This is a genomic window from Mesorhizobium sp. B1-1-8 (assembly GCF_006442795.2).
Classification (GTDB): Bacteria; Pseudomonadota; Alphaproteobacteria; order Rhizobiales; family Rhizobiaceae; genus Mesorhizobium.
Window position 1 is genome coordinate 4,552,778 of the sequence record NZ_CP083956.1, and the last position, 25,624, is coordinate 4,578,401.

The 25,624-nt window shown below is 63.9% G+C and carries 30 protein-coding genes, 1 tRNA gene and 1 pseudogene; 14 read left to right on the forward strand and 18 right to left on the reverse strand.

What is annotated here, in order from left to right; translation table 11 throughout:
* The first annotated feature begins 5 nt into the window (after positions 1 to 5).
* The 3 genes from FJ974_RS30445 (at position 6) to FJ974_RS22410 (ending at position 1,994) form a co-directional block, all read left to right on the forward strand.
* Positions 6 to 380, forward strand: coding sequence for a YybH family protein (locus FJ974_RS30445; protein ID WP_413468364.1), 375 nt, complete (start codon positions 6 to 8; stop codon positions 378 to 380).
* Between the two features lie 159 nt (positions 381 to 539).
* Complete coding sequence (locus FJ974_RS22405) at positions 540 to 1,736, forward strand: flavin-containing monooxygenase (RefSeq protein ID WP_140539323.1); 1,197 nt, start codon at positions 540 to 542, stop codon at positions 1,734 to 1,736.
* Between the two features lie 181 nt (positions 1,737 to 1,917).
* Positions 1,918 to 1,994, forward strand: a tRNA-Pro gene (locus FJ974_RS22410).
* A gap of 43 nt (positions 1,995 to 2,037) precedes the next feature.
* Here the strand turns inward: FJ974_RS22410 and FJ974_RS22415 are convergent.
* Positions 2,038 to 3,228: pseudogene (locus tag FJ974_RS22415) on the reverse strand (IS481 family transposase).
* A 212-nt stretch (positions 3,229 to 3,440) separates the two neighbouring features.
* Here FJ974_RS22415 and FJ974_RS22420 point away from each other — a divergent pair.
* A complete protein-coding gene (locus FJ974_RS22420) occupies positions 3,441 to 3,899 on the forward strand; it encodes a hypothetical protein (protein ID WP_140534001.1) in 459 nt (152 codons plus the stop codon).
* 340 nt (positions 3,900 to 4,239) lie between these two features.
* Here FJ974_RS22420 and FJ974_RS22425 read toward each other — a convergent pair whose 3' ends face one another.
* The 4 genes from FJ974_RS22425 to FJ974_RS22440 all read right to left on the reverse strand — a co-directional run bounded on the left by FJ974_RS22425 (position 4,240) and on the right by FJ974_RS22440 (position 6,996).
* The gene (locus FJ974_RS22425) at positions 4,240 to 4,482 is read right to left on the reverse strand and encodes a FitA-like ribbon-helix-helix domain-containing protein (protein ID WP_140534002.1); all 243 of its coding nucleotides are present in this window, start codon (positions 4,480 to 4,482) and stop codon (positions 4,240 to 4,242) included.
* Between the two features lie 61 nt (positions 4,483 to 4,543).
* The gene (gene hdaA / locus FJ974_RS22430) at positions 4,544 to 5,248 is read right to left on the reverse strand and encodes a DnaA regulatory inactivator HdaA (protein WP_140534003.1); all 705 of its coding nucleotides are present in this window, start codon (positions 5,246 to 5,248) and stop codon (positions 4,544 to 4,546) included.
* Between the two features lies 1 nt (position 5,249).
* Positions 5,250 to 6,467, reverse strand: coding sequence for an AI-2E family transporter (locus FJ974_RS22435; RefSeq protein ID WP_140534004.1), 1,218 nt, complete (start codon positions 6,465 to 6,467; stop codon positions 5,250 to 5,252).
* Entirely contained in the window at positions 6,439 to 6,996 is a 558-nt protein-coding gene (locus FJ974_RS22440; RefSeq protein WP_140534005.1) for a CDP-alcohol phosphatidyltransferase family protein, read from the reverse strand. The genes FJ974_RS22435 and FJ974_RS22440 overlap by 29 nt, the downstream gene beginning before the upstream one ends.
* A 308-nt stretch (positions 6,997 to 7,304) precedes the next feature.
* Between FJ974_RS22440 and purM the strand changes: the two genes are divergently transcribed.
* Genes purM through FJ974_RS22460 form a run of 4 tightly spaced genes read left to right on the forward strand, consistent with a single transcriptional unit; the run spans position 7,305 to position 9,801 of the window.
* The gene (purM, locus tag FJ974_RS22445) at positions 7,305 to 8,384 is read left to right on the forward strand and encodes a phosphoribosylformylglycinamidine cyclo-ligase (RefSeq protein WP_140534006.1); all 1,080 of its coding nucleotides are present in this window, start codon (positions 7,305 to 7,307) and stop codon (positions 8,382 to 8,384) included.
* Positions 8,381 to 9,088, forward strand: a complete 708-nt coding sequence (gene purN, locus FJ974_RS22450) for a phosphoribosylglycinamide formyltransferase (RefSeq protein WP_140534007.1) — start codon at positions 8,381 to 8,383, stop codon at positions 9,086 to 9,088. Before purM ends, purN begins: the two co-directional genes overlap by 4 nt.
* Positions 9,089 to 9,112: 24 nt before the next feature.
* Complete coding sequence (locus tag FJ974_RS22455; RefSeq protein ID WP_140534008.1) at positions 9,113 to 9,292, forward strand: hypothetical protein; 180 nt, start codon at positions 9,113 to 9,115, stop codon at positions 9,290 to 9,292.
* Positions 9,289 to 9,801 (forward strand): SixA phosphatase family protein, encoded by a 513-nt coding sequence (locus FJ974_RS22460; protein WP_140534010.1) that lies wholly within the window; start codon positions 9,289 to 9,291, stop codon positions 9,799 to 9,801. The genes FJ974_RS22455 and FJ974_RS22460 overlap by 4 nt, the downstream gene beginning before the upstream one ends.
* Before the next feature lie 180 nt (positions 9,802 to 9,981).
* Here FJ974_RS22460 and FJ974_RS22465 read toward each other — a convergent pair whose 3' ends face one another.
* From FJ974_RS22465 to FJ974_RS22495, 7 genes are all read right to left on the reverse strand, one after another.
* The gene (locus FJ974_RS22465) at positions 9,982 to 10,230 is read right to left on the reverse strand and encodes a DUF680 domain-containing protein (protein WP_140534011.1); all 249 of its coding nucleotides are present in this window, start codon (positions 10,228 to 10,230) and stop codon (positions 9,982 to 9,984) included.
* 53 nt (positions 10,231 to 10,283) lie between these two features.
* The gene (locus tag FJ974_RS22470; RefSeq protein ID WP_140534013.1) at positions 10,284 to 10,529 is read right to left on the reverse strand and encodes a DUF680 domain-containing protein; all 246 of its coding nucleotides are present in this window, start codon (positions 10,527 to 10,529) and stop codon (positions 10,284 to 10,286) included.
* A gap of 277 nt (positions 10,530 to 10,806) precedes the next feature.
* The gene (locus FJ974_RS22475) at positions 10,807 to 11,013 is read right to left on the reverse strand and encodes a DUF680 domain-containing protein (protein WP_140534015.1); all 207 of its coding nucleotides are present in this window, start codon (positions 11,011 to 11,013) and stop codon (positions 10,807 to 10,809) included.
* Between the two features lie 53 nt (positions 11,014 to 11,066).
* A complete protein-coding gene (locus tag FJ974_RS22480; protein WP_140534016.1) occupies positions 11,067 to 11,297 on the reverse strand; it encodes a DUF680 domain-containing protein in 231 nt (76 codons plus the stop codon).
* Positions 11,298 to 11,711: 414 nt separating this feature from the next.
* The gene (locus FJ974_RS22485; RefSeq protein WP_140534018.1) at positions 11,712 to 12,515 is read right to left on the reverse strand and encodes an agmatinase family protein; all 804 of its coding nucleotides are present in this window, start codon (positions 12,513 to 12,515) and stop codon (positions 11,712 to 11,714) included.
* A gap of 96 nt (positions 12,516 to 12,611) precedes the next feature.
* Complete coding sequence (locus FJ974_RS22490; RefSeq protein ID WP_140534019.1) at positions 12,612 to 14,723, reverse strand: molybdopterin-dependent oxidoreductase; 2,112 nt, start codon at positions 14,721 to 14,723, stop codon at positions 12,612 to 12,614.
* Between the two features lie 249 nt (positions 14,724 to 14,972).
* The gene (locus tag FJ974_RS22495; RefSeq protein ID WP_140534023.1) at positions 14,973 to 16,850 is read right to left on the reverse strand and encodes an ABC-F family ATP-binding cassette domain-containing protein; all 1,878 of its coding nucleotides are present in this window, start codon (positions 16,848 to 16,850) and stop codon (positions 14,973 to 14,975) included.
* A gap of 83 nt (positions 16,851 to 16,933) precedes the next feature.
* Between FJ974_RS22495 and FJ974_RS22500 the strand changes: the two genes are divergently transcribed.
* Positions 16,934 to 17,188 (forward strand): hypothetical protein, encoded by a 255-nt coding sequence (locus FJ974_RS22500; protein WP_140534024.1) that lies wholly within the window; start codon positions 16,934 to 16,936, stop codon positions 17,186 to 17,188.
* A gap of 271 nt (positions 17,189 to 17,459) precedes the next feature.
* Positions 17,460 to 17,654, forward strand: a complete 195-nt coding sequence (locus FJ974_RS22505; RefSeq protein ID WP_140534026.1) for a hypothetical protein — start codon at positions 17,460 to 17,462, stop codon at positions 17,652 to 17,654.
* Between the two features lie 29 nt (positions 17,655 to 17,683).
* Here FJ974_RS22505 and FJ974_RS22510 read toward each other — a convergent pair whose 3' ends face one another.
* The 5 genes from FJ974_RS22510 to FJ974_RS22530 form a co-directional block, all read right to left on the reverse strand.
* Positions 17,684 to 17,890 carry a hypothetical protein gene (locus FJ974_RS22510; RefSeq protein ID WP_140534027.1) on the reverse strand — a complete coding sequence of 69 codons (207 nt, stop codon included), beginning with the start codon at positions 17,888 to 17,890 and terminating at the stop codon, positions 17,684 to 17,686.
* Between the two features lie 153 nt (positions 17,891 to 18,043).
* Positions 18,044 to 18,484 carry a MucR family transcriptional regulator gene (locus FJ974_RS22515; RefSeq protein ID WP_140534029.1) on the reverse strand — a complete coding sequence of 147 codons (441 nt, stop codon included), beginning with the start codon at positions 18,482 to 18,484 and terminating at the stop codon, positions 18,044 to 18,046.
* Positions 18,485 to 18,792: 308 nt separating this feature from the next.
* Positions 18,793 to 19,053, reverse strand: coding sequence for a hypothetical protein (locus tag FJ974_RS22520; protein ID WP_140534031.1), 261 nt, complete (start codon positions 19,051 to 19,053; stop codon positions 18,793 to 18,795).
* A gap of 5 nt (positions 19,054 to 19,058) precedes the next feature.
* Positions 19,059 to 19,967 (reverse strand): DMT family transporter, encoded by a 909-nt coding sequence (locus FJ974_RS22525; protein WP_140534032.1) that lies wholly within the window; start codon positions 19,965 to 19,967, stop codon positions 19,059 to 19,061.
* 56 nt (positions 19,968 to 20,023) lie between these two features.
* Entirely contained in the window at positions 20,024 to 20,857 is an 834-nt protein-coding gene (locus tag FJ974_RS22530) for a hypothetical protein (RefSeq protein ID WP_181177167.1), read from the reverse strand.
* 112 nt (positions 20,858 to 20,969) lie between these two features.
* Here FJ974_RS22530 and FJ974_RS22535 point away from each other — a divergent pair, with 112 nt between their 5' ends.
* On the forward strand, positions 20,970 to 21,938 hold the full coding sequence (locus FJ974_RS22535; RefSeq protein ID WP_140534034.1) for a LysR substrate-binding domain-containing protein: 969 nt from the start codon (positions 20,970 to 20,972) through the stop codon (positions 21,936 to 21,938).
* Positions 21,939 to 22,335: 397 nt separating this feature from the next.
* Here the strand turns inward: FJ974_RS22535 and FJ974_RS22540 are convergent, their stop codons facing one another.
* A complete protein-coding gene (locus tag FJ974_RS22540) occupies positions 22,336 to 22,518 on the reverse strand; it encodes a hypothetical protein (RefSeq protein WP_140534036.1) in 183 nt (60 codons plus the stop codon).
* 153 nt (positions 22,519 to 22,671) lie between these two features.
* Between FJ974_RS22540 and FJ974_RS22545 the strand changes: the two genes are divergently transcribed.
* The 3 genes from FJ974_RS22545 to FJ974_RS22555 all read left to right on the forward strand — a co-directional run bounded on the left by FJ974_RS22545 (position 22,672) and on the right by FJ974_RS22555 (position 25,531).
* On the forward strand, positions 22,672 to 22,839 hold the full coding sequence (locus tag FJ974_RS22545; RefSeq protein WP_181177168.1) for a hypothetical protein: 168 nt from the start codon (positions 22,672 to 22,674) through the stop codon (positions 22,837 to 22,839).
* Positions 22,840 to 23,084: 245 nt separating this feature from the next.
* Positions 23,085 to 25,172: an ATP-dependent helicase gene (locus FJ974_RS22550; protein WP_140534038.1), complete on the forward strand. Its 2,088-nt coding sequence runs from the start codon at positions 23,085 to 23,087 to the stop codon at positions 25,170 to 25,172.
* A gap of 71 nt (positions 25,173 to 25,243) precedes the next feature.
* Entirely contained in the window at positions 25,244 to 25,531 is a 288-nt protein-coding gene (locus tag FJ974_RS22555) for a hypothetical protein (protein ID WP_413468320.1), read from the forward strand.
* The last annotated feature ends 93 nt before the right edge of the window (positions 25,532 to 25,624 follow it).

Consider the following 25,624-nt stretch of genomic DNA (forward strand, 5'->3'; position numbering starts at 1 on the left):
CCTTCATGAAGCAGCGCGAGAAGATCGCCGAAGATTATGTCAATGGCGATGCGACGTCGCTGAAGGCGATCGTCACGCATGCGGACCCGGCGACTTTCTTCTCGCCGCGCGGCGATCACCTGGAAGGCGCCGAGGTGGTTGCCGGCCGCTACGAGCGCGACGCCGCCAGCTTCCATGAAGGCGGCAGCACCGATCTGGAAGTGCTGCAGGCCTCGGCAAGCGGCGAACTGGCGTTCTGGACCGGGCTGCAGCATGCCAAGGCGCGCATGGGCAGGAACGGCCAGCCAGCCGAGATGACCTTGCGGGTGACGGAGGTGTTCCGGCTGGAGGACGGCGGCTTCAAGCTGGTGCATCGTCACGCCGATCCGGCGAACGGCTGACAACACCGGCTTTCCCTGACCGCGACACAATGCCGGGGCCTTTGCAACCTCTGCGTCTTCCCAATGCCTTGCGAGCGGCATATGTCGGATACAGTGTCGTGACATCTGGGGCCATGACATGTGTGGGGGCCATGACATTGGGCCGCGACATCTGAGGCCATGACGGCGACAAAGACAAAAATGGGCATGGAAGCGGAAATCGCGCCGGGCTGGACCGGCGAGCCGGCGGTTCTCGACGGCGCGATCGTGATTGGCGCTGGCGCCGCCGGGCTCAGCGCCGCGCATGCGCTGATCAAGGCCGGCATCGCCACCGAGGTCCTGGAGCGGGAACAGCGGCTGGCCGAACCCTGGCACCGCCGCCACGACAATTTGCATCTCAACACGCATCGCGAACTGTCGTCGCTGCCGGGCGTTTCCTTTCCAGCCGGCACGCCCGCTTTTCCACACCGAACCGCCGTCATCCGCCTCTTCAACGACTTCGCCGAGACGCACCGATTGCCGATCACCTTTGGCGCCGCCGTTGAGGACGTCGAGTTTCGCGGCGACCACTGGCTGGTGCGGACAAGCGCCGGGCCGCGCGCCGCGCGCCATGTGGTGATTGCCACCGGCCGCGACCGCCAGCCTTTCATTCCGGCATGGAACGGCATGAAGGATTTTTCAGGCCGGATCATCCATTCGGCCGATTTCGGCCGGGCGAACGACTATGTCGGGAAAAAGGTGCTGGTGGTCGGCGCCGGAAATTCCGGCTTCGACGCGCTCAATCATCTTTCCCGGGCCGAGACCGGGCAGATCTGGCTTTCGGCGCGCAACGGCCCCTCGCTGCTGCCCAAGCGCATAGGCAAGATCGCGGTGCACCGTTTGTCGCCGCTGATGGCGAGCCTGCCGGTCCGACTGGCCGATTGGGCGATGGCGGCAACGCAGCGCCTGGTCTTCGGCGATCTCAGGAAGTACGGCCTGCCCGCGCCCCCGTCGGGCGGCGCCAGCCGCCTCGGCTCGGACTACACCGCGATCGCCGCAGACGACGGCGCGGTCGACGCGATCAAGGCAGGCCGCATCGTCGTCGTGCCGCAAGTCCGGGAATTCAGCCCTGACGGCGTCATCCTGGACAACGGCCAAGCGATTTCGCCCGACATCGTGATCGCCGCGACCGGCTACCGCACCGGGCTGGAGACGATGCTGGGCAAGCTCGGCGTGCTCGACGCCAGGGGCGTGCCGCTGTTCAACGGCGCCGCCGGCGACCCGAAGCTGCCCGGCCTCTGGTTCACCGGCATGCGGCCGAGCATCCGCGGCTGCTTCGCCAATGCCCGCATCCAGGCTGCCGCGATCGCCAGCAAAATTGCCAGGCAGAAGCGGTAGAGCCGCCTAGACCGTTTCATCGTTTCACGGAAACGCTGAACCGCTCTATCTCTTTGTTTTGACGCAATTCCGAACGGAAAACCGCTTCACACTTTTCCTAGTCTTTGAATCGTCGGCACGCCGATTTTCTCGTTTCACGGGTTGCCTTTCGCCACTCGGAACCCTATACGCCGCGAGGCGTCGGAGTGTAGCGCAGCCTGGTAGCGCATCTGGTTTGGGACCAGAGGGTCGGGAGTTCGAATCTCTCCACTCCGACCAATCTTTCTCTGTACGGCCCGGAGACATAGGTAACAGTTCGTACCTAAGACATGGGTGACAATCTCGTGCCGAACGGATTGTCGATGGTCTGCAAGGTCCTCTGCTCCAGGTCGACATATCCCAGATCATAATGCATGAAGCTGACGAGCCAAATGCCGTCGTCGACTTCCTTGATTCCGAGCCTCTGACCGGCGAGCACGGTCGAGACGTTGATCTTCTTCCTCATCATGCAGATGCGGCCGCAGGCGGTGACCATGGTGTCCTTGTCATGGAAGGGATAGGTCAGCTCCGGCAGGCCATCATAGGGCCGTGACGAGGGGCTATAGAGTTCGGCCGGCACCTTCATGGCGATGGCTTCGTGGGGCCGTTCCTCATTGAATTCGCTGATGAAAGCGTCGAACCTGGCCTGCTGCTGGAGGGCATTCATGCCCGGCGGCCGCGTGGTCTCCTGCTTCAAGGTGCGGTGCATGCGCTCGTGGCGGCCGTTCTGCTGCGGATGACCGGGCCTGATGCGCTCGATCGCGATCCCCAGCCGCAGCCACCAGACGGAGAGCCTCGAGAGGTTGTAGAGGCCGTTGGGGGAGCGAAGGGGACGCCGTTGTCGGAGCGGATGGCATGCGGCAGGCCGCGTTCCTTGAAGAGCCGGACGAAGGCCTCGATGACCGGAGCTTCCTTTGTCGCTTCAAGCGCTTCGGCGAGAAGCAGGTAGCGCGAGGCCTGATCGGTGACCGTCAGGGGGTAACAGTAGCGGCCGTCGCCGAGCTTGAACTCGCCCTTGAAGTCGGCGCACCACAGGTCATTGGGCTGGACAGCCTGCGAGAGCGGCGTGCCCTCGGCCTTGTTCGCCCGGTTCCTCTTGCGGGCCTGGCTCACAAGGCCGTGACGGTCGAGCACCGCGTGCACCGTGCTCTTGGCGGGAATACGCACGTCCCCGGCCAGCTTGCGCACCAGGAGCTCTCTGATCTTGCGGGCGCCCCAATGCGGCTTGTCGCGCTTGGGCCTCGACGATCAGCCGCTCGACCGGGTCGGGCAGCTGGTTGGCGTAGCGGACCGGCCGGCGCGAGCGGTCGCATAGGGCTTCGAGCCCTTCCTCCCTATAGCGGCCGAAGATCTTGTAGCCGGTCTTGCGGGAAATCCCGAACTCCCGACACACTTCGCTCATGCCTTCGCCATCCAGAAGGCGGGCGACAAAACGTAGACGTTCCTCCATCACCGAACACTCTCTCCACGGCATCAACACCTCCGGCCAAAAGCCAAAAGTGTTACCCATGTGTCCGGTACAAATCGTCACCTATGTCTCGGGTCGCTCACTCGATCACCTGCAAGCTGGGCGGATTTCCTCGCGATATCGATAGCGGCGAGCAACGGCGCTGCACGCCCTTGACGTTGGCCCAGAAGGCAAGTCATCTTGAAGCATTGGTCATGGCGTGGGGCTGCGCCAACAGAATGAACACGTCCTACCCTGGCGAAGGGGCAACAGCGGTTGAGATACTTCGGCTCGCAAGCGAGTTCAGAAGTGCTGCCGACCGCCTGAAGGACAGTGGGCGCAAGGGCAAGCCACTTTCACTGGTGCCGTGCCGCTTCAATGCCCTTCATGCCATTGAGCTTTACCTCAACGCACACCTGTTGCTCGTCGGCGCCGATGCCAAGTCTATTCGAAGTCTGCAGCATGACTTTGCGGCACGCGCTGCAAAGGCAACCGCCTCGGGTTTGGTCTTGCGGAGGCGCACTGCGGAGCACTTGGCTGGATTGACAGGTAGCCGGGAGTATCTGGTGACGCGGTACGGTCCGGAGTTGATCACCACCCTGCCGCAGATCACCAGATTGATGGCGACCTTGGACGAGATCGCTGAAAAAGTAACTGGTTTGGCAAGCAAGCCGCCAAAGGCCGTTCATCCTGCATGACCACAGGCCGCGCCCAGGCAAGCGCGGTATATCTCAGAGCGCACTTTCGATGTCGATCCTCGGAAAATCGTCGACGGCATGAAGCAGCCGGCAGCCATGGTCCTTTGCCATCCATAGGCGAAACGGTCGCCGAAATTGGGCGCCAATTGTCATTTCAATACGGTCCGGAAAGAACGGTAAACTCGCCGGGCGAGAACCCCAACACTCTCAAAGCCCGGCGAGCCTACAACCCGATCTGGAACGCGACCGGGGCCGGGATCAACCGGCATACCGGGATATGCAAGGCGGATGCCAGTGGGATGGTCCCGAAATGGGACAGTGCCCGGCTAAAGCGTAGCTTTCACCGCTTTCGGACGTTCGAGGCCAGTATCTGTTCCAGTACCTGGACGTCTTGATCTGTCACGCCGGCGCGGCTTGCGATGGCGCACAGCAACGAGCCAAGCTTCGCGCATTGCTCCGACCGAACAGCATCTTCAAGAATGGCACGGATTTCTGCTTCCATGCTGCGATTGTGCGCGGCGGCTCGCACGCGCAAAGCGCGCTGCGTTTCTTCCAATAAACTTCGAACGGCGATGGCCGGCATGTTCCTTCCGCGCGTTCTCAGCGATAACACCCCGAGCGGCCTCAAGGCTACGACGCACGCGTTAGATATCGAACTCGCCCTGCCCTTCGTCCATAGCGCTGACGGTTTCGGCGGCGAGCGCGCGGGTGATTGGGGTCTTGCGCTCCAGCGCTGCCCTATCGAGTCGTGCGACAACACGCATGGCGGTGGCCAGCGAGCGCTCGATGCGCCTGACCAGATATTGAACGACATGCGGCTCGACCTCGACCTGGCGGTCGGCGAAGAGTTTCGTGATGACGCCGGCCAGAAGCAGGTCGTCCGGCTCATGGATCTCGACCGTCGCCGCCGCCTTCAGCCGCGAGATGAGATCGGGGAGCGCCACCCGCCAGGCGGCGGGAAAGCGCCGTGCCGTCAACAGAAGCGTCGAGCCGACGGCGCGAACAGCGTTGATCAGGTGGAACAGGCCCGCTTCGTCGATCGGCTCCTTGTCGATGTCGTCGATGAGCGCCGGGCTGGCGCCGAGGCCGGCGATGTGGGCGCCGATGCTGCCGGCATCGATGGCGACCGCATGTGCCTTCGCCAGCCAGATCCGGCCGAGATGCGTCTTGCCCGACCCTGCCGGGCCGGCCAGCACGACCACGGGCGAGGGCCAGTCCGGCCAGCGATCGACCAGTGCCGCGGCCTGGGCGTTGGCGCCGGAGACGACGAGCTCGTCGCGCGAATAGCCTGTGCCGTGACCGAGATCGAGCGGCAGCTGGCGCGGCGGATCGGTTTGCTGGGCGGCCATCTCAGCCACGCGTGCTGTGACCACCGCCGCGGTTCGCGGGCAGCGGGCGCACTGGCTCGGTGGCGTGGCCCTTGTAGAGCGGCGATTCGAGGTAGCGGGCAATGGCAAAGCGTACCAGCACGGCGATCGCGGCGGAGGCCGGTACCGCGATCAGCAGTCCGACAAAGCCGAAAAGCGCGCCGAAGGCAAACAATGAGAACATCAGCCACACCGGATGCAGGCCGACGCTTTTGCCGACCAGCCTCGGCTGCAGGATGTTGCCCTCGATGAACTGGCCGACGAAGAACACGCAGGCCACCGCCACGACCATGGTCCAGTCCGGCCAGAACTGGACGAAGGCGACGCCGATGGCGAGCACCAGCCCGGTCAGCGAGCCGACATAGGGGATGAAGGAGATCAGCCCGGCGAAGAAGCCGATGAGGATGGCGAAATTCAATCCTGTGAAGGAAAGACCGGTGGCGTACATGACGCCAAGCACCAGGCACAGCGTGCCTTGGCCGCGCACGAAGCCGGCGGTGGCAGTGTTGATGTCGCGGGCGAGCGCGCGCACCGTCTCGACATAGTCGCGCGGCACCCAGCTGTCGACGATGGCCACCATGCGATCCCAGTCGAGCAGCATGTAGAAGGCAACGACCGGGGTGACGACGAAGAGGCTAACCACCGAGACCAGCGCCACGCCCGAGCTCCAGATCGAGGTGAAGACGGTGGTCAACAGGCCAAAGCCGGTGGTGAGCAATGAATTCAGCCCCTCGCGCAGGCTGCCGGCGTTGACGCCGAAGCGCTGCTCCAGCCATTTCGGGTCGAAGCTGGTGAGCAGCGACTGCAGGCGGGTCAGGTATTCGGGCAGCTTGCGGGCGAAATCGGCCATCTGCGTCGCCAGCACCGGCACCAGGATGACGAAGGCCAGCACCACCACCACGATGAAGGCAATCAGGATGACCACCGTGGCCATCAGCCTGGAGAGGCCGAGCCGCTGCAGCCGATCGGCGACCGGATCGAGGAAATAGGCCAGCACCATGCCGGCGACGAAAGGCAGAAGGATGCCGGAGAAGAGGTAGAGGAACAGCGCCAGCAGGACGGCCGTGCCCAGCCAGAAGAATATCTGGCGGCGGAACGCGGCGGAGGCCGCGGTCTGCGCGACCGCGATTTCGGCCGCCGCAACAATGGCCGCGTCGTCAGGTGCCTTGTCGTCAGGTGCCCGTCGTGGAGCCTTCGCCATTGCCGCTCATATGCCTCAGCCAGGTCACGAGATAGGCTGCGGCCGAAGCCACGGTCAAGGCCCCGGACAGCAATATGAGCGCCGGCCTGGCCTGACCGAGATGGACGGCGAAGGCAAGTTCGCCCAGCACGAGCGCCGCCAGCACGATCTGCACGGCAGTGTTGGCCTTCGACACAAAGAGCGGCTTCATTTCGACCGGATGCGCCATGACGCTGGACAAAAGCACGGCGCAGACGATCAGCGCGTCACGCGAGACCATGGTCACCACCAGCCACAGCGGCAGCTCGCGGGCGAATCCGAGCACTACGAACACCGAAACCAGCAAAAGCTTGTCGGCGATCGGGTCGAGATAGGCGCCGAGGCGCGAGGACTGGTTCCAGCGGCGGGCGATGAAGCCGTCGACGCCGTCGGAAACGCCGGCGATGACGAAGCCGGCAAAGGCCCAGTCCCACCGCGTGTCGAGCATCGCCAGCACCACGGCGGGCACCAGCAGCAGCCGCATGATGGTGATCATGTTGGGGATGGTCACGTGATATCCCGTCGTGGCCTTTGTTGGGAAATAGATGACGGAGATGGGAGGGGCGCGCAAGGGAGGAGCTGCCGATCTCCCCCCTTGAGGGCCCTCGAGGGGGGAGATGGCCGGCAGGCCAGAGGGGGTCATCTCACATAAATCGCCGACGCCGTCCGCCGCAAGCCGCTGGCGCTCCACGCGAGGCGCCCCCCTCTGTCGCCTTCGGCGACATCTCCCCCTCAAGGGGGGAGATTGGCTCTCACGCGCCTTGCTCCTCGAAATCATTCATGCGAAGAGCCCGCAAGGGAAACAGGAACGAGCCGGATATGAGCAAGGGCGATACGGCCAAGCGCAAGAACGGGCTCACCTATGCGCAAGCGGGCGTCGATATCGATGCCGGCAACCTGATGGTCGAGAAGATCAAGCCGCTGGTGCGCGCTACGCGCCGGTCGGGCGCCGACGGCGAGATCGGCGGCTTCGGCGGCCTGTTCGATCTCAAGGCCGCCGGCTTCACCGACCCGGTGCTGGTCGCCGCCAATGACGGCGTCGGCACCAAGCTGAAGATCGCCATCGAGGCGGGAAAACACGACACGATCGGCATCGACCTTGTCGCCATGTGCGTCAACGACATCGTCGTGCAGGGCGCCGAGCCGCTGTTCTTCCTCGACTATTTCGCTACCGGCAAGCTCGACCCCGACCAGGGGGCGGCGATCGTTGGCGGCATCGCGCAGGGCTGCCGGCAGGCCGGCTGCGCGCTGATCGGCGGCGAGACGGCCGAAATGCCCGGCATGTACCAGGACAAGGATTACGACCTCGCCGGTTTTGCCGTGGGCGCCGCCGAACGCGGCCAGTTGCTGCCCACCGACGATATCGTCGAGGGCGACGTGCTTTTGGGCCTTGCCTCCTCGGGCCTGCATTCCAACGGCTTTTCGCTGGTGCGCCGCATCGTTGCGACGAGCGGCCTTGCCTGGAACGACCCGGCGCCATTCAACGATGAGTTGAGCCTTGCCGAGGCGCTGCTCGAGCCGACGCGCATTTATGTCAAATCGATCCTGAAAGCGATCCGCAACACGCATGGCATCAAGGCGCTCGCTCACATTACCGGCGGCGGTTTTCCGGAAAACATTCCGCGTGTGCTGCCGAAGGATTTCTCCGCCGAGCTCGACCTCGAGGCGATCGACGTGCCGCCGGTTTTCTCGTGGCTGGCCAGGACCGGCGGCGTCGCGCCGGACGAGATGATGCGCACCTTCAACTGCGGCATCGGCATGATCCTGGCGGTCGCCTCCGGCCAGGCGGCGCAGGTGGCGGCCGTGCTGCAGGAGGCCGGCGAGACGGCGACGCCGGTCGGCCGCATCGTGCCGCGCCGCGACGCCGGCGTCATCTATCGGGGTTCGATCGGCCTATGATCAAGAAACGCACCGTCGTCCTGATCTCGGGACGCGGCTCCAACATGACCGCGCTGATCGCGGCCGCCGCCGACCCGGCCTATCCTGCCGCGATCGTCGGTGTCATCTCCGATCGCGCGAACGCCGCCGGCCTCGGCATCGCCCAGGCGCATGGCATCGCCACCAAGGTCATCCAGCGTTCCGACCACGCCGGCAAGGACGCGCATGACGGCGCGATCGAGGCCGCACTCGCCGGCTTCGGCGCCGAGATCGTGGCGCTCGCCGGCTATCTGCGCATCCTGGGCCGAGGCCTGGTGGAGAAATGGCAGGGGCGCATGCTCAACATCCATCCTGCCCTGCTGCCTGCCTTCAAGGGGCTGGACACGCATGCCCGGGCGTTGCGCGCCGGCGTTCGCATCCACGGCTGCTCGGTGCATTTCGTCACGCCCGAAATGGATGACGGGCCGATCATCGCCCAGGCCGCCGTGCCGGTGATGGTCGGCGACAATGAGGATACGCTCGCCGCACGGGTGCTGAAAGCCGAGCACCGGCTCTACCCGCTGGCGCTGGGGTTGGTCGCGGAAGGCAAGGCTCGCATGGAAAAGGGTCACACCGTGCTCGCCCATTTCGCCGACGACGCCGATAACGCCAGCTCGGTGGTGATGGCGCCAGACCCGCTGCGCGAAGAGCGCGACCTCGAGCAGTTGGCGCGGATCACGCCTTGAAGACACCTCAGCGGAAATGACAGCATGACGCTTATCCCGGGACCGCTGAACCAGGCTCTTCGCCAAGCCGAAGCAGAGCGGCTACGCAAATCTTGGATAGAAGGGCTGGAAAGCGGCCCGTTCGTGGAATTCAACATCGAAGAGATCAAGCTGAGAGCCCATGTGTGTTTGGGCAGCAACCCTGGTCCTGAACAATGCCGATGAGACAATTGCTTGTGCTGCGTCACGCCAAGTCGAGCCGGGACGATCCCAAGCTCGATGATTTCGACCGCCCTCTCGCCCGTCGCGGGCTGAAGACGGCGCCGCTGATGGGGCGCGAGCTTGCCCGGCGCGGCTGGCTGCCGGATCTGGCGCTGGTCTCGCCGGCGCTGCGCACGCGCGACACTTGGCGGCTGGTCTCAGCGGAGCTGCCGAAGCATGTGCCGGCGGAATTCGCCGAACAGCTCTACGAGGCGGCGGCCGCCGCCATCCTGGCGCGCGTGCGGCAGGCAAATGCCACCAGCCTGCTGGTGATCGGCCACAATCCCGGTCTGCAGCATTTCGCGCTACGGCTGGCCGGCGCCGGATCGGATGCGGACGTATTCCGGAAAATCGAAGCGAAGTTCCCGACGGCGGCACTCGCCCGTTTCACCGTGGAACAGGATTGGGCGAACCTCGACTTCGGCGACGCCCGGCTGACGCATTGCATCAGGCCGAAGGATTTAGCTGCGTAATCTCCCCCCTTGAGGGGGAGATGTCGCCAAAGGCGACAGAGGGGGTCGCCGCGCGTGAAGCGCCGACCTCTATTGCAGCAAGAGGTCGAGCCCGGTCGGCCCGACCCCCTCTGGCCGCGACGCGGCCATCTCCCCCTTAAGGGCGGAGATTACCCGCCGCCTTCGTGATCTACGGAAAGTTCAATTGCCCCAGATGCCCTGGCCGGACTCCGGCCAGCCCTGCGACGGAGCCGCCGATCCCGTCGTCATGCCGGTGTCGACATTGGCGGCAGGCTTGGCCATCTCGTGCTTGCGGATCGAGGCAGTGACGCCGCGGTCGGCGCCGGCGGTCGGCTGGTTGGCATTGTCGGCGCCGTAGTGGTCGCTGCCGGCGAAGGCAGTACCCATGGCGATAAACATGGCGGCAGTGGTGAGAGCGATCCTGGTCATTTCAGAAGGTCCTGTGCTGAGGGTTGAATTTTTTCGAGAAAGGTCGCTTAGCGTCAGCGGCCCCAGAGGCTGTCGTTGTTGTGCCGGGCGATGATGTCGGCGGCGGTCTCGCTGGATCCGGTCGTCGCCACCGTCTGATGCTGCGCGCTTGCCTGCGCATGGATCGAAGCGGTGGAGGCCTGGTCGACGCTAGCGGTCGGCTGGTTGGCGCCGTCGGCGCCAAAATGATCGCTGCCGGCAGAGGCGCTGCTCATGGCAGCGACGAGCATGGCGGCCGCGACGAATGCGATCCTGGTCATTTCAATATTCCTTGTCCTGTCGATCGCGGCGCCCTGGGAGGATGGCCCCGCTGCCGACAAGACCCGGAACGGCCCGACTTTATTCCCGGGCAAAATTTGTTCTTGGACGGTTCTGGCGGAGCGCGGGCGGGCTCCCCCGCCGAAAAAATACAACTCTGACAAAGACATAGAGAGAGAACTTCTGGCCGGGTGATTCACGCCGGCCGGCAGCCGGCTCTATAAAAACAGAGCGGCGGGACAAGCCCGCCGCTTTGAGGTCTTTTGGAGATGGCGCCGGTCAGTGGTTCCCGAACAGGTCGCGGTCGCTGCCCTGGACAACCGGGTTCTGGACATTCGCATCCGACTTCTTGATCGAAGCCGTGAACGAGGTATCGGCCGAAGCGGCCGGCCGGTTCGCGTTGGCCGAGCCGTAATTGTCGGAGCCGGCGAAAGCGGCGCAGGTGGCAACGAGAAGAGCGGCGGCGGTAAGGGCGATCTTGGTCATCTCAATACTCCTGATCTGGAATTGATGGTTTTGTGTTCGGGACAGGAGCCGGACTAGCGGCCCCAGATGCCCTGGCCAGACTGCGGCTGGTTCGAGTCGCCGGTGATCTTGAGATCGTGCTGCTCAATTTTGCGAATCGAGCCAGTGATGCTGTGGTCGACGTTGCGCGAAGACTGGGTGACAGTCGGCTGGTTGACGTTGTCAGAACCGTAGTGGTCGCTGGCGGCGAAAGCGCTGCCCGTTGCGATAAGGAAGGCAGCAGCGGCAAGAGCCATCTTGTTCATCTTGGGTACTCCGTATTTAATCCTGTCCGTCAAGTGGCGTGCCTTGGGAGGAATCGCGTCGCCCGGACCACTCCGAAATGGGTCTGGCCTGTTGCCGTTTCCAATCACAAAAATGTGCCAATCGAACCCATCAGTTCGATCTTGAAATCGCGTGAACAGCGTCGCTATCACACTCTTTTTTATTAGATATCAAGATGTTATCGCTACTGCTGTGCATCTCGGCGGTCCGGTTGGGCGAGCCGGCGTTCACCGAGACGACACGATCAGTCAACATAAGTTGAACCGAACGGTTCGGTTTGATTACCAAAAGGCAATGTTGGCGGACCGATCAGGCGGATCAAAGGCCGGCATGAATGATCCCCGGAAAAGGCGAGTCCGAACAAGCGGCTGGAACGTCGCCTTGCCGAACTGATTTTATCCGGCGGTATTCGTCCTCAGCATCATGCCGGCGATCTCCTTGACCAGCTTGGCGGCGACGAGCGCGGTGACGTTGGAGATGTCCTGGCGCGGATTGTATTCGACGACATCGGCGGCCACGATCGGCTGGTCGATCGACTGGATCAGGCCGACTACCTGCCGGGTCGATAGCCCGCCCGGCTCGCGGTGTGAAACGCCGGGCGCGAAGGCGGGATCGAGGGCGTCGAGATCCATCGATATGTAGACCGGCGTGTTGAGATCGAGCCGCAAACCCTCATTGAAATGACGTGCCTCAACAACCTCGACGCCGAAGCGCCTGACCTGGTCGCGAAGGTCGTCATTGAGGGTGCGCAGCCCGACCTGGATGAGCCGATCGGCCAGGCGCTCCTCCATGATGCGCGCGAAGGACGATGTGTGCGAGCGCTGGTTGTCCTGGTAGGCGTCATAGAGGTCTGGATGCGCGTCGATTTGCAGGATGGTCAGGCTCGGATGGCGGCGGCGCACCGCACGCAGGATGGGCCATGCGATGGCATGATCGCCTCCGAGAGAGATCAGCGGATGGCCGGCATCCAGCGCGCGGCCGACCTCGCTTTCGATCCGCTCCCATGGGTCGCCCGGCTGGCTGAAGTCTATATCGCCGTGGTCGAGGAAGCGATCCGACAGGTCGAAGCCGGTTTCCGACCACGAACTGTGGGCGTCGCTGCGGAGTTCGCGCCGGATCAGCGGCGGCGCGTCGGCCGGCCCGCGCAGCCAGGACGAGTTCTCGTCATGCGGAATGCCCAGAAGCGAAACCTTGGCCACCACAGCCTCCCATGTCGCGGCAGACGGATGCCCCTATAGACGCCGGAACTGGCGGTTGCGACGACAGGCGCTTGGGCCAGATGACGAGGCCAGCGCTTAGCCAGCAGCCCTGCGCAGCCAGACCTTGTTGTCGTGGAAGGCAGCGCCACCATAGGGCGCCGGCGCATCCGAGCCGGTCAGCACGTTGATACCCTCGCCGCGCTCATGCGCGCTGTTCGGCCAGATGCCTTCGGCCACCACGACACCGCGCTTGACGCCGCCGAAAAGCCTGGCGTGCAGCACCAGGTCGCCACGCCGGTTGCCGACCTCGACACGGCCGCCATCCTCGATGCCGAGCGCCGCCGCATCATCCGGGTGCAGCAACAGCTCCGGTCTGCCCTCCTTGGCCTTCGACACCGGCGTCTCGGCAAAGGTGGAGTTCAAAAAATTGCGCGCCGGTGAGGTCGTCAGCCGGAACGGATGCTCGTCATCCGCGACCTCGATCAGTTCGACATGGTCGGGGAATTCCGGCAACCGCTCCACCGGTCCGAAAAGGCCCATGCTTTTCGGCGGTCGGTTGGGTGCGGCCTGGCCGGTCCAATTGGCGCGGAAGTGAAACTTCCCATCGGCATGGCCGAAGCCGCTGATGAAATGCGCGGCGTCGAAATCGGGCTGCAGGTCCACCCACTTTTCTTCCCTCAGGCTGTCGAAGCTGCCCAGTCCGCGCTTGCCCAGAATGATGTCGATGTGTTCCTTCTCGGTCAGGCCGAAGCCCGGCCGATCGGCGACGCCGAGCCGCTTGCCGAGTTCCTCAATGACGTAGTGATTGGTGCGCGGCCCTTCCGGCGGCTCGATCAGCTTCGGCCCAAGCGTGATGTGCTGGTTGCCGCCGCCCTTGTAGATGTCGTCATGCTCCAAAAACATCGTTGCCGGCAGCACGACATCGGCAAGTTTTGCGGTATCGGTCATGAACTGCTCGTGCACGCAGGTGAACAGGTCGTCGCGCAGGAATCCCGGCTTCACCAGCCGCTGCTCGGGCGCGACATTTGCCGGATTGGTGTTCTGGATCAGCATCGCCGTCACCGGCGGACCGCCATAGAGTGCGTCCACCGCGCCGGTCAGCACCGGGCCGATGCGCGAATGGTCGAGATAGCGGATGCTCGGATCGCGCATAGCGGTGCCTTCGAGCACGTCCTGGTTGAGCTTGAAGATGCCGGAGTTGGAGTGGAAGGCGCCGCCGCCCTCATATTGCCAGCAACCGGTAACGGCGGCGATGCATGAGGCGGCATGCATGTTGACCGAGCCGTTGCGCTGGCGGGCAAAGCCGTAGCCGAGGCGGAAGTAGGTCTTCTTCGTCGTGCCGACCAGATGCGCGAAAGCCTCGATCTCGGCGATGCCGAGCCCGGTGATGGCGGCCGCCCATTCCGGTGTTTTGCTCCGAAGATGCTCCTCCAGCCCGCGCGGATCGTCGGTGTATGTTTCGAGATAGGCGCGGTCGGCCATGTCGTCCCTGAACAGCACATGCATGACCGCGCAGGCGAGCGCGCCGTCGGTGCCGGGCCTCAAGACAAGACCGAGATCGGCCTGCTTCATGGTGGCGTTGTCGTAGATGTCGATAACGACGATCTTCGCGCCGCGCTCCTTGCGCGCCCGCATCGCATGGGTCATGACATTGACCTGAGTGACCACGGCGTTGGTGCCCCAGATCACCACGCAATCGGATCTCGCCATCTCGCGCGGATCTGGACCGCGCAAGGCGCCCGCCCCCATCATCCAGCCGGTCCAGGCGAGATTGGTGCAGATCGAACCGAAGAAGCCGGAGTATTTCTTGGCGTGCCGCAGGCGGTGGATGCCGTCGCGCTGCACCAGACCCATCGTGCCGGCGTAGTAGTAGGGCCAGACGGTCTGCGAGCCGTATTTCTCCTCGGCGCGGTCGAACTTTTCCGCGACGAGGTCGAGCGCCGCCTCCCAGCTCGCCTCCTTCCAGGCGCCCTCGCCCTTGGCGCCTCCGCGCACCAGCGGCTTCAGCAGGCGGTCGGGGTGATGGACCCGGTCGGCATAGCGCGCGACCTTGGCGCAGACGACGCCCGACGTGTAACTGTTCGCCTTGGCGCCGTGGACGCGACCGATACGGTTGGCGTCGAGCAACTCGACCTCGAGCGCGCAGGTCGACGGGCAATCATGCGGGCAGGCCGAATGGCCGATGCGGAGCTTGGCATGCTGGTTCATGTGGGCGTGTGTAGCGGGTTTTGGGGGCGGCGTGTAGGGCCAGATGTGGCTCCCCTTCTCCCCTTGTGGGAGAAGGTGGCCGAGCGAAGCTCGGTCGGATGAGGGGTGTTGGAAGGATCGCTGCGGTGAAGATTAAGCGCTTGAAAGCACGTTATTTTTCCGCGCGGCGTTCCTTCGCGCACCCCTCATCCGTCTCGGCGCTGCGCGCCGATCCACCTTCTCCCACAAGGGGAGAAGGAAGAAGCGCGCTCACTCCGCAATCCCTTCCTCATACTCCGCCGACATCGTCAGCCACTTGTCCTCGTTGAGGGCAAGTGTGTGCGCCAGTTGCGAGCGCTCCTTGGCGAGCCGCGTGGCCGTCGAGGGGTCCTTCTCGTAGACGGCCGGATTGGCAAGCTCGTCCTCGATGGCGTCGATGCGCTTGCGCATGCGGTCCATCAGCGCTTCGGTGGCGCGGATTTCCTTGGCCAGCGGCTCGAGCGCGGCGCGGCGCTGGGCCGCCTCGCGGCGGCGGTCGGCCTTGGACGTCTTGTCCGCCTCCTTCTGCTCGCGTCGATTGGAAGAAACGCCGGTGACCAGCGTCTTGTAGTCCTCGAGGTCGCCGTCATAGGGATTGACCGCGCCGTCCTTGACCAGCCACAGCCGGTCGGCCGTCGCTTCGAGCAGATGACGGTCGTGCGAGATCAGGATCACCGCGCCCGGAAAATCGTTGAGCGCGTGGATCAGCGATTCGCGGCTGTCGATGTCGAGATGGTTGGTCGGCTCGTCGAGGATGAACAGGTTCGGCCCCTCGAAGGCCGACAGACCCATCAACAGCCGCGCCTTCTCGCCGCCGGACAGATCCTTGGCGGCGGTGTTCATCTTCTCGGTGGTAAGCCCGAACTGGGCGACGCGGCCGCGTACCTTCGATTCCGGCGCTTCCGGCATCAGCCGGCGGACATGCTCGTAGGCGTTCTCCTCGGGCCGCAGGTCGTCGAGCTGATGCTGGGCGAAGATCGCCACTTTCAGCCCAGGCGCCACCGTCATGGTGCCTGTCTCGGCCTTCAGGCGGCCGGCGAGCAGTTTGGCGAAGGTCGACTTGCCGTTGCCGTTGGCGCCGAGCAGCGCGATGCGGTCATCGGCATCGATGCGCAAGGTCATCTTCTTCAGGATCGGCTCACCGGGCGAATAACCGACACTGACGTTGTTGAGCGCAACGATCGGCGATGCCACCGTCTTCACCGGCTCCGGAAACGAGAATGGCCGCACCGTGTCGTTCACGATCGCCGCGATCGGCTTCATTTTTTCCAGCGCCTTGATGCGCGACTGCGCCTGCCTGGCCTTGGAGGCCTTGGCGCGGAAGCGCTCGACGAAGGATTCCATATGCTTGCGGGCGGCTTCCTGCTTGATGCGGCCCTTCTCCTGCAACTCGCGCTGTTCCGTCAGCTGGCGCTCGAACTGATCGTAACCGCCGCGCCAGAAGGTCAGCTTTTTCTGATCGAGATGGACGATCGAGTTGACGGCGCGGTTGAGCAGGTCGCGATCGTGCGAGATCAGCAGCACCGTGTGGGGATATTTCGAGACATAGTTCTCCAGCCACAGCGTGCCTTCGAGATCGAGATAATTGGTAGGCTCATCGAGCAGCAAAAGGTCCGGCTCGGAAAACAGCACGGCGGCAAGCGCCACGCGCATGCGCCAGCCGCCGGAAAAGGACGAGGCGGGCCGGCGCTGCGCTGCATCGTCGAAACCGAGGCCGGCAAGGATGGTGGCGGCGCGCGACTCCGCCGAATGCGCATCGATGTCGGCCAGCCGCATATGGATCTCGGCGATGCGGTGCGGATCGGCGGCGGTTTTTTCCTCCTCGATCAGCGCCGAACGCTCGACATCGGCCTTGAGCACTATGTCGATCAGCGGCTCCTCGGTACCCGGCGCTTCCTGCGCCACCTGGCCGATGCGGGTGTTTTTGGGCAGGCTGATCGAGCCGGTCTCGGACGGAAAGTCGCCGGTGATCGCCTTGAACAAAGTCGTCTTGCCGGTGCCGTTGCGACCGACGAGACCGGCCTTGGTGCCGGCCGGCAAGGTCAGCGAGGCGCGATCAAGAAGCAGGCGCCCCGCCATGCGCAGCGAAAGGTCGTTGATGATAAGCATAAGCGGGCTTTTGCACGGGAGATCGGCGCTTCGCAAGAGCCAGAATCGAGGGAACCAGATGGGTCCCGGGGCGTTTGGGGCCGGTGATCCGCTATTTCGCCCTCGCCTTCATCTTCTTCCACGTCGCTACGACAGCCGCGCTGGCTACGCAGGTGGTGCTGTTTGCCGAAACCGAGCCAAGGGCCATGCCCGCCTTGGCGATCCCGGCGCAAATAGCGGGTCCCGAGCGCAACGACGACAATGTGACGCTATCAGGCGCACGCGGCAACGTCCGTCGCTACCCAGAGGTTTTGACGCGCTGCGTCGAAGTTCCCTCGACAAATGCTCCGTCACCGTGAACGTCGCTTGTTCCAGCTTGCCGGCCACCCGTGGCGATGATCATTCCCTTGGGGAACCTCAGGCCGACAAAGCAAGACAACCGCAAGTTCCTCTTTGGCTTATATTAAGGCCGCCGGCGCCGATATCATCAAAAAGGCCGTCAAAATCTTTTGTGCCAGGCGTGATGCTTACCGAAATTGATTTTATTTTTGGCGCGATCCTGCAAATTTATGAAGGCGTCGTGAGTCGCGCGTGAGCGCCAACAATACTTGACTGGGGCAGGAGCTCACGATGGATGGGGCGGCCAATGATCTGCGCATGCTGAGATATGTCGCGCAGATCACGCGCAAGCTGGCGAAAATGCTTTCGCGCACACGCTACCAGATGCTTGTCTATTTTCTGGAGATGACCGCTGTCGAGGCGGATAGCCTAGCCGCCGGGCAGGGCCGCAGCGGCGTGGAAGCGCATGACCCGCCCCGCGACTGAAAGGTGGATGTCCGGCAGACCAAGTGTGTTCACGCAATTCCGGACGAAAAACCGCTACGCACCTTCCCGGAATTGCCATGGACGCGGCGCGTCTTTAATCCGCCGATGATGCCGTCCAAGATGGCGAGGCATCTCATTCGTCGCGCCTCGACGAGCAGCCGATCGTCATGCTCGACGACAGCGCGCTCGAAATTGTCGAGCACGTCGAGCGCAGCACGCAGATCGACGGCCGGCATGCTTGCCGAGAACAGGGCGCGTCGCGCCTTGACCCCCCTCGCCGGCATCGGCGGAAGACTGGTTGGCCACCCTGCGACGCAATGCATCGAGCGCAGCCAAGCAGTCGGCCGACGGCATGGCGTCGGCCGTTGCAGGTAGCATGGCCTCAGGCCTCAGGCCTTGGCTTTGCGCCTTGCCTTGCCGGAATCCGCAGCCGGCTTGCGGCCGAGGCCGGAAGACTTGGCCAGCGCCGAACGCGTTGCCGAGTAGCTGGGCGCCACCATCGGATAGTCGGCCGGCAGGCCCCATTTGGCGCGGTATTCGTCCGGCGTCAGGCCATGATCGGTCGAGAGGTGACGTTTCAGCGACTTGAACTTCTTTCCGTCCTCAAGGCAGACGATGTGATCGGGAAACACCGATCGCTTCGGGTTGACGGCCGGCGCCTGCGCCACCGCCTCCTTGACAGCGCCCTCGCCGGCCAGCTTGCGCACCGATGCGCTGACGCTGGCGATCAGATCAGGCAGGCCCGAGGCCGGAAGCGGATTGTTGCCTACGTAAGCCGAGACAATGTCGGCGGTCAGTTCGATTGCAGTCTTGTCGTCGATATTGGACAATTTTTTCACCCTCTGCTGGCTTTGAAGTCGCCAGCTCTTTTGGAAGACTTCTGTCTAGGTATCGATTTGGACCTGTCCCCCAACGGACCGTCCAGAGTCAGTAAATACACGAGACTCAATACCGACGGATGTTTTTCACCGCGCGTAGTGGCTGCGCAAGTTAGGAATTCTAATACTTGGAAGCAACCCCATTACAGCATCCGGCGCCTTGTTCGGACGCGCAAATCGGCACCGCAGCACTTCTACTTAGGGTTTAATCCTTCCCAAATCGAAGTTTAGCGGCTGAAACCGACAATAACGCCCGGGCTTCAGCGTTCCGACGGCTGATCATGCCCGATTCGCCGCCCCCACGGCGAGTCGTCCTTTGCGGCGGAGTCTTGCTGCAGATCGGCCGGGCGTTTGTCGGCCAGGATGTCGAGGACCCGCTTCCAGCGCGCGCAGCGGCCGAAATCCCTTTGCTCGATAGCCTTCTCGGCCTTCATGGCGGCATAGAGCGGCGCCTCGGCGCCGAATTCCTTCACCAGCCAATGCGCCTCCTGTCTGGCGCGGCGTTCGTCCTCGTCAAGCATGGTCCTCAGGCCTCCGAACGTTCGATGCCGACCGCAATGCAGCTGCCGATAACGAGGACGGCGCCGGCAATGGCCGTCATCGACAGGCTCTCGCCCGACAGCGCCAGCAAAAGCGTTGAGGCGATCGGCGTCAGATAGGCGACGACCGCGAGCCTGCCGCCCTGGTCGAGCTTCAACGCCCGCGACCAGAAATAGTAACCGAGCCCCATCGGCCCGGCGCCGAGATAAAGGCCGAGCAGAAGGTCCGTGCCGGCCGGGACGGAGGCGCCGACATACAGGCTCCAGGCAAAGGTAAGCGCAACGCCGATCAGCGCCGAAGGCAGCAACAGGCGGTCCGGCGACACGGCAAGGCGGCCGACGGCGATCGAATAGAGAGCCATGCACATCGCGGAGCCGAAAGCGGCGGCATAGCCGGCAAGGCTACCCCCGGACCAGGCGTGCGCCCGCCCGCCCGAAATCACCAGCGCCACGCCGACGAAGCCGAGCGCGGCGGCAAGCCCCAAAAGCAGTGGCCGTCGCGGCCGCCCGAGCACGATGACCGCGGCGGCGACCATCAGCGGCCAGGTATAGGCGACGAGATTAGCCTCGATGACCGGCACCGAGGCGAAGGCCAGATATTGCAGCACCATGGTGCCGACCAGGCCGATAAAGCCGACGGCGAACGGCCCCAGCGTCGCGGCAAGGCCTGCCGGCCACGGCAACGCGGTCGGGGCGGCGCCGCCGGCCAGCCGGATCAACGCGAAAACCAGGGCGGCGCCGCAGAACTGCAGGAACTGCACCTGCGACACCGGATGATTTGCAAGCAGCGTCTTGCCGACCAGGGCGTTGGTCGCCCACAACGCCACCGCGCCCAAGGCGAAGGCCAGCGGCGCCGCCGACGCGGTGCCGGATGGGGCTTCCGGTCTTTCTGCCATAACCGGCGCGAGGCTCAGCGCGGACGGTGGCTGGCGCCCGGCGGGGTCATGGCTCACTACCACGACTCCCTTGCTCCGCCCGAGACAGGCTCCGCCGCGGGCTGCGGCATCGGGTGCTCCTGCTCGTGGCGGCGATACGCGGGCAACTGGTTCGTCCAGACGTCTTCGGCCAGTTCGTCCACCCAGGCGCGATCCTGGTCGTTGTCGGCGGCGAGGTAGAACATACGGTTGTCGTCGACATAAGGCTTGGTCGCCGAGCGCTGGTTGAGCACCAGGGTGACGCGCGAGCCGAGCTGGATGGGGGCGGTGCGATGGAGCACGCCGATGAACTGGCCGAGCGTGGCATAGTTCATCTTGTGGTCGATGCGCATGACCTTGTTGCGCGGCAAATCACGGCCGGATTCGAGAATGGAGCGGCCGGTCTCAGAATCGTCGCAATAGATCTCAAGATGGCCGCCGATCAGAGGGTCGCTGATCGACAGCGGGATGAGTTCGGTCACCGGAACGCCATCGCAGTGCCATTCGACGGCGCCGTCCTTGGGGTTCATGAAGGTAACGGTCGAGCCGACGATCGACAGCGGATAGGGTTCAAGCTTGGTGCCCATCATGTCGGAAAGCCGCTCCAGGCGCAGCTTGTCGTGCAGCAGCTCCTTGATTTCGGGAATGAAACGGTCGGCGCCGGTGATGAAGGTAAGATCAAGATGCTTGTGCACGGCATGGCTGGCCTTGAGCTTGAGCGCGGCCTCCTCGATGGCGGCAAGCAGCGCCGGATCGTAGCCGTGACGATACTGGGCGACGCCGAAGCTCGACACTTTCCAAGCCGTGTCGTGACCAATGATGGCCTCCCGGTTCATTGCACAGCGCAGTTCGGGAATTGTATGGGCGTTCATTCTACTTCTCCGAGATGGGGGCAACACTTGGTAAACAGTCGATTAATTAGCTACCCCTTGTAAATTTAGGAATGCTGGTGCTAGCGTAAGGTCAGCTTAAGGTCGAAACCCGGTGCGTCTGCTCAGTCAGGTCAACCTGAACTCGCTCAAAATTGTCGAGAGTGCCGCCCGGCACCGTAATTTCACGCGCGCCGGCGAAGAGCAGTTCATCACCGCTTCCGCCGTCAGCCAGCGGGTGAAGAGCCTGGAGGACCAGCTGCGCTTCAAAATCTTCCAGCGCGGCGGCAATGCGGTGTCGCTGACGCCGGAGGGCGAGACCTATGTGGCCCGGGTGCGCGAGGCGCTGGAGCGCATCGTGGCGGCGAGCATGGAGGCCACCGGCCAGTCGCAGGCGCATGTCTTGAAGATCTGCGTGCTGCCGACATTCGCGGCGCGCTGGCTGTTTCCGCGTCTGTCGGTCTTCCAGCAGCGTTATCCCGACATCGAGATGCGGGTGTCGACCTCCTATGCCACGCATGAATTGTCGGCTTGCGAATACGATCTCGAGATCCGTTATGGCGACGGCAATTTCCCCGGCCTCAGTTCGGAGCTTCTGTTCAAGGAAGATCTGACGCCGGTGTGCAGCCGCAAGCTGTTCCACGAAGTGCTGGGCGACACGCCGCTGTCCAGGGTGACGCCGGAGGATCTGAGGCATTTCACCCTGCTCCACTCCGACACCTGCACCCAGAACTGGCAGTCGTGGCTGGGCTTTGCCGGCGCCAGCTTCGTGCTCGGCGAGACGAAAAGCATCTATTTCGATTCCTGCATGATGTCCTACGAAGCGGCCAATTCAGGCATGGGCTTCGCGGTGGCCAACCGTGCCTATATGGCAAGCGACATCCGCGCCGAGCGGCTGGTGGCGCCGTTCGCCGTCCACCACCCCAACACCGCCGGCTGGTATTTCGTACACCCGATCAAGACGCTCGGCGCGCGCAAGGTGGAGCTGTTCAAGCAGTGGATCCTGACCGAGGCGGCGTTGACCCAGCGCCAGCTGGATCTGGAGATCGCCGGCATGCCGGTAAAGCGCTCGGCGATGGCCTGAGGCCACGTTCGATAGGATGCACTGCCTGGATTTTGGTCAGCGCCGTAGGCCGCAAAGCGAAAACGGGAGCGCTTGCAAGAAGCTTTTTCGTCTTGCTTGAGATGCGCAGGTCCAACGGACAACAGGACTTAACATGGGTTAACAGGCGATCGCCGAACCTTGCAGAATTTCCGGTTTTTTCTGGTGGATTTCGTGCGGTTGTTCAAAACGCCGTCATGACGCAACGGCAAGACTCGGTTATGGTCCTTTGTGCGGCGGGCCTGAGTACCCGCTTGGCCGGCGCTCCAGCTTCCTCCCAAGCAGCGCCGGCCTTCTTCTTTCAAAGGCCAGCGCGGCTTGGAAGCTTGTACTGAGCAACCCTGATCTCGGCTAGCCCGGGGGGTTCCAGCCGAAAGCGTTACTGCTTCGGCGGCGTTCCGGGCTGATCGCCGCCCGTCGTCGATTTCGGCACCGGGTTCTTGTCGACCTGCGGGTTCTGGTCAACGGTGCCGCCCGGCGCCTTGGTTGGCGGCACGCTGTTGTCGCAGGCAGCGAGCGTGAGCCCTGCCGCAACGGCCAGCAGCATCGGAAGCTTCATCATGACGACCTCCTCTCGTTCGCCCCTTTCATCGAGGGCAAACGAAGCGCGGCCCGGTTTGGTTGCGTGCGCGGCCGGCTGAAGGGGCACCTGCATGCCGGTCCCGGGAACAAACCCGGCCCCTCGCCGGTTTGACCGGCAAAGAGGAGCTTTGCCATGTTCCGTCTGCTGCTTGTCGGCCTGTTCGCCTACACCGCGTACCGCGTCGCCATGAGGATCTACGAGGAGATTCCCGGCGACGTCAGGCCGCTGGCCATGCCTGGAGATGAACGGCGGTCGCTGCGCCGCCAGTCGGCGGCGATGGGAGTGGAGCCGAAGCGGTAGCAGACGCAGGTTTTCTCGCCCCCACGAAGGTCGTACGAAGGTGGGGAGAGGTGGCTCGGCGAAGCCGAGACGGAGAGGGGGATTGGCGCACACATTCAAGGAATTTAGCCTGAAAACAGCCATTTCCAGCCACTGGCGCCAGCCCCTCTCCGGCCGTTTCACGGCCACCTCTCCCCCGCTTTGCGGGGCGAGAAAAGGCGTTGCGAAACCGTTGCGAACAAAGCGGAAACGATGCTTGATGGGCAATGAACCTCGCTGCCCGTGATTCGTCCTTCGAAGCATCCGCTCCCGCCTATCTCGCCAGGCTGAATGACGAGCAGCGGCTGGCGGTCATGCATGGCGACGGCAAGGTGGCAGCGCCCTTGCTGGTCATCGCCGGCGCCGGTTCGGGCAAGACCAGCACTCTGGCGCATCGCGTGGCGCATCTCATCGTCAAGGGCGCCGATCCGCGCCGCATCCTTTTGATGACCTTCTCGCGCCGTGCCGCCGCCGAGATGGCCAAGCGCGTCGAGCGCATCGCCGGCGAGGTGCTGGGGCGCGACGCGGCCATCATCGCCGACGCGCTCGCCTGGGCCGGCACCTTTCACGGTATCGGCGCCAGGCTTTTGCGCGACTATGCCGAGCAGATCGGTCTCGACCCCGCCTTCACCATCTACGACCGCGAGGATTCCGCCGACCTGATGAACCTTGCCCGGCACGAGCTGGGTTTTTCCAAGACCGAAAGCCGTTTTCCCACCAAGGGCACCTGCCTGCAGATCTATTCGCGCGCGGTCAACGCGCAGGCGCCGCTGGGCGAAGTGCTGGGCGCGGCCTTTCCCTGGTGCGCGGCATGGGCGGAACAGCTGAAGGAGCTGTTCGCCCGTTATGTCGAGGCCAAGCAGGCGCAGAACGTGCTCGATTACGACGACCTGCTGCTCTACTGGGCGCAGATGGCGGCCGAGCCGGAGATCGCCGCGCATCTCGGCTCGCGCTTCGACCATGTGCTCGTCGACGAATACCAGGACACCAACCGGCTGCAGGCCTCGATCCTTTTGGCGCTGAAGCCGGATGGCGCCGGGCTGACAGTGGTTGGCGACGACGCGCAGTCGATCTATTCGTTCCGCGCCGCGGAAGTGCGCAACATCCTCGATTTCCCGAAACAGTTCGCAAGGCCAGCCGAAATCATCATGCTGGAGCGCAACTACCGCTCGACCGAGACGATCCTTGCCGCCGCCAATGCGGTGATAGGCGAGGCTTCGGAGCGCTTCACCAAGAACCTGTGGACCGAGCGCCGGTCCTCGCACAAGCCGCAGCTGGTCAGCGTGCGCGACGAGGCCGAGCAGGCCAACTATGTCTGCGACCAGATCCTGGCCGAGCGCGAGGCCGGCACGGCGCTGAAGGCGCAGGCGGTGCTGTTCCGCGCCTCGCACCACAGCGGGCCGCTGGAGGTGGAGCTAACGCGCCGCAACATTCCCTTCGTCAAGTTCGGCGGGCTGAAATTCCTCGACGCCGCCCATGTCAAGGACATGCTGGCGATGCTGCGCTTTGCCGAGAACCCGCGCGACCGTGTCGCCGGTTTTCGCGTGCTGCAGCTGATGCCGGGCATCGGCCCTTCCGCCGCCTCGCAGATCGTCGAGGCGATGGCGACTTCGCTTGATGAGGCGATGGGCCTTGCCCGCTACCGGCCGCCGCAGCGCGCCGCGCAAGACTGGCCGGTTTTCCTCGATCTCTATGCCGACCTGCGCGTCGCCGCCAAGTGGCCGGCCGATCTTGAACGGATCAGGCTCTGGTACGAGCCGCATCTGGAACGCATGCATGAGGACGCGATCACACGGCGAGCCGACCTTTTGCAGCTCGAGCAGATCGCGTCCGGCTATCCGTCGCGCGAGCGTTTCCTGACCGAGCTGACGCTCGATCCGCCGGATGCCACCAGCGACCAGGCCGGCCCGCCGCATCGCGACGAGGATTACCTGATCCTGTCGACCATCCATTCGGCCAAGGGCCAGGAGTGGAAGAACGTGCTTGTGCTCAACAGCGTCGACGGCTGCATCCCGGCCGATCTCGGCGTCGGCACCAAGGAAGACATCGAGGAGGAGCGCCGGCTGCTCTATGTGGCTATGACGCGGGCCAGGGACAGCTTGCACCTGGTGGTGCCGCAGCGCTTTTACCCACACAATCAGGCGGCGCGCGGAGACCGCCATGTCTATGCCTCGCGCACCCGCTTCATCCCGGCCTCGATGCTTTCCGTCTTCGAGCAGACGTCGTGGGCGAGCGCGCGGATGAAAGACGATCCGGGCGCCCAGCCGCAGGTCAAGGTCGATCTCGGCGCCCGCATGCGCGGCATGTGGAAGTAGCAACCGAACGCGGTGGCCAGGCGTTGCTTCTGCGGCAATGGAGCACGACGATGGACCCGACGGCGGCAGTGGTGGCGATGATCCTGCTCTCCTGCAATCCGGACATGCAGTCCTGCCATCCGGCGGAAACGGCGCTTTATGCCGGTATGGCCGAATGCTCGGCGGCGCTGCCGGCCCGGCTCGCCGCCACCGGCATGATCGGCAGATGTCAAGCTTTGAGCAACAGCGCTGCCATTGGATCCGGCGATCACCAAGCACCTGCCCGGGAAACGGCGATGGTGCGTGTCATAAGCGGAGTCGGCGCCGATGTTGTTTCCGTCGATTATCTGGTGCCGCGCGCCGGAACGCCAAAGGATTAGAGGGTGTCTCTTGCGAAAACATGCAGCGGTCTCGAAATAAAGACATGCTTAAAATCAAGGACCCAAAACATGTCGGTTGTACCTTTTACGTGA

Bases quoted from the DNA above. Each gene is read 5' to 3' on its own strand.
- FJ974_RS22525 (WP_140534032.1), bottom strand. From the start codon at position 19,967: ATGGCAGAAAGACCGGAAGCCCCATCCGGCACCGCGTCGGCGGCGCCG.
- FJ974_RS22510 (WP_140534027.1), bottom strand. From the start codon at position 17,890: ATGCCGGCCGTCGATCTGCGTGCTGCGCTCGACGTGCTCGACAATTTC.
- FJ974_RS22405 (WP_140539323.1), top strand. From the start codon at position 540: ATGACGGCGACAAAGACAAAAATGGGCATGGAAGCGGAAATCGCGCCG.
- FJ974_RS22475 (WP_140534015.1), bottom strand. From the start codon at position 11,013: ATGACCAAGATCGCCCTTACCGCCGCCGCTCTTCTCGTTGCCACCTGC.
- FJ974_RS22460 (WP_140534010.1), top strand. From the start codon at position 9,289: ATGAGACAATTGCTTGTGCTGCGTCACGCCAAGTCGAGCCGGGACGAT.
- FJ974_RS22505 (WP_140534026.1), top strand. From the start codon at position 17,460: ATGGATGGGGCGGCCAATGATCTGCGCATGCTGAGATATGTCGCGCAG.
- FJ974_RS30445 (WP_413468364.1), top strand. From the start codon at position 6: ATGAAGCAGCGCGAGAAGATCGCCGAAGATTATGTCAATGGCGATGCG.
- purM (WP_140534006.1), top strand. From the start codon at position 7,305: ATGAGCAAGGGCGATACGGCCAAGCGCAAGAACGGGCTCACCTATGCG.
- FJ974_RS22550 (WP_140534038.1), top strand. From the start codon at position 23,085: ATGAACCTCGCTGCCCGTGATTCGTCCTTCGAAGCATCCGCTCCCGCC.
- FJ974_RS22495 (WP_140534023.1), bottom strand. From the start codon at position 16,850: ATGCTTATCATCAACGACCTTTCGCTGCGCATGGCGGGGCGCCTGCTT.
- FJ974_RS22470 (WP_140534013.1), bottom strand. From the start codon at position 10,529: ATGACCAGGATCGCATTCGTCGCGGCCGCCATGCTCGTCGCTGCCATG.
- FJ974_RS22435 (WP_140534004.1), bottom strand. From the start codon at position 6,467: ATGGCGAAGGCTCCACGACGGGCACCTGACGACAAGGCACCTGACGAC.
- FJ974_RS22520 (WP_140534031.1), bottom strand. From the start codon at position 19,053: ATGCTTGACGAGGACGAACGCCGCGCCAGACAGGAGGCGCATTGGCTG.
- FJ974_RS22455 (WP_140534008.1), top strand. From the start codon at position 9,113: ATGACGCTTATCCCGGGACCGCTGAACCAGGCTCTTCGCCAAGCCGAA.
- FJ974_RS22490 (WP_140534019.1), bottom strand. From the start codon at position 14,723: ATGAACCAGCATGCCAAGCTCCGCATCGGCCATTCGGCCTGCCCGCAT.
- FJ974_RS22545 (WP_181177168.1), top strand. From the start codon at position 22,672: ATGTTCCGTCTGCTGCTTGTCGGCCTGTTCGCCTACACCGCGTACCGC.
- purN (WP_140534007.1), top strand. From the start codon at position 8,381: ATGATCAAGAAACGCACCGTCGTCCTGATCTCGGGACGCGGCTCCAAC.
- hdaA (WP_140534003.1), bottom strand. From the start codon at position 5,248: ATGGCCGCCCAGCAAACCGATCCGCCGCGCCAGCTGCCGCTCGATCTC.
- FJ974_RS22530 (WP_181177167.1), bottom strand. From the start codon at position 20,857: ATGAACGCCCATACAATTCCCGAACTGCGCTGTGCAATGAACCGGGAG.
- FJ974_RS22420 (WP_140534001.1), top strand. From the start codon at position 3,441: ATGAACACGTCCTACCCTGGCGAAGGGGCAACAGCGGTTGAGATACTT.
- FJ974_RS22540 (WP_140534036.1), bottom strand. From the start codon at position 22,518: ATGATGAAGCTTCCGATGCTGCTGGCCGTTGCGGCAGGGCTCACGCTC.
- FJ974_RS22480 (WP_140534016.1), bottom strand. From the start codon at position 11,297: ATGAACAAGATGGCTCTTGCCGCTGCTGCCTTCCTTATCGCAACGGGC.
- FJ974_RS22465 (WP_140534011.1), bottom strand. From the start codon at position 10,230: ATGACCAGGATCGCTCTCACCACTGCCGCCATGTTTATCGCCATGGGT.
- FJ974_RS22425 (WP_140534002.1), bottom strand. From the start codon at position 4,482: ATGCCGGCCATCGCCGTTCGAAGTTTATTGGAAGAAACGCAGCGCGCT.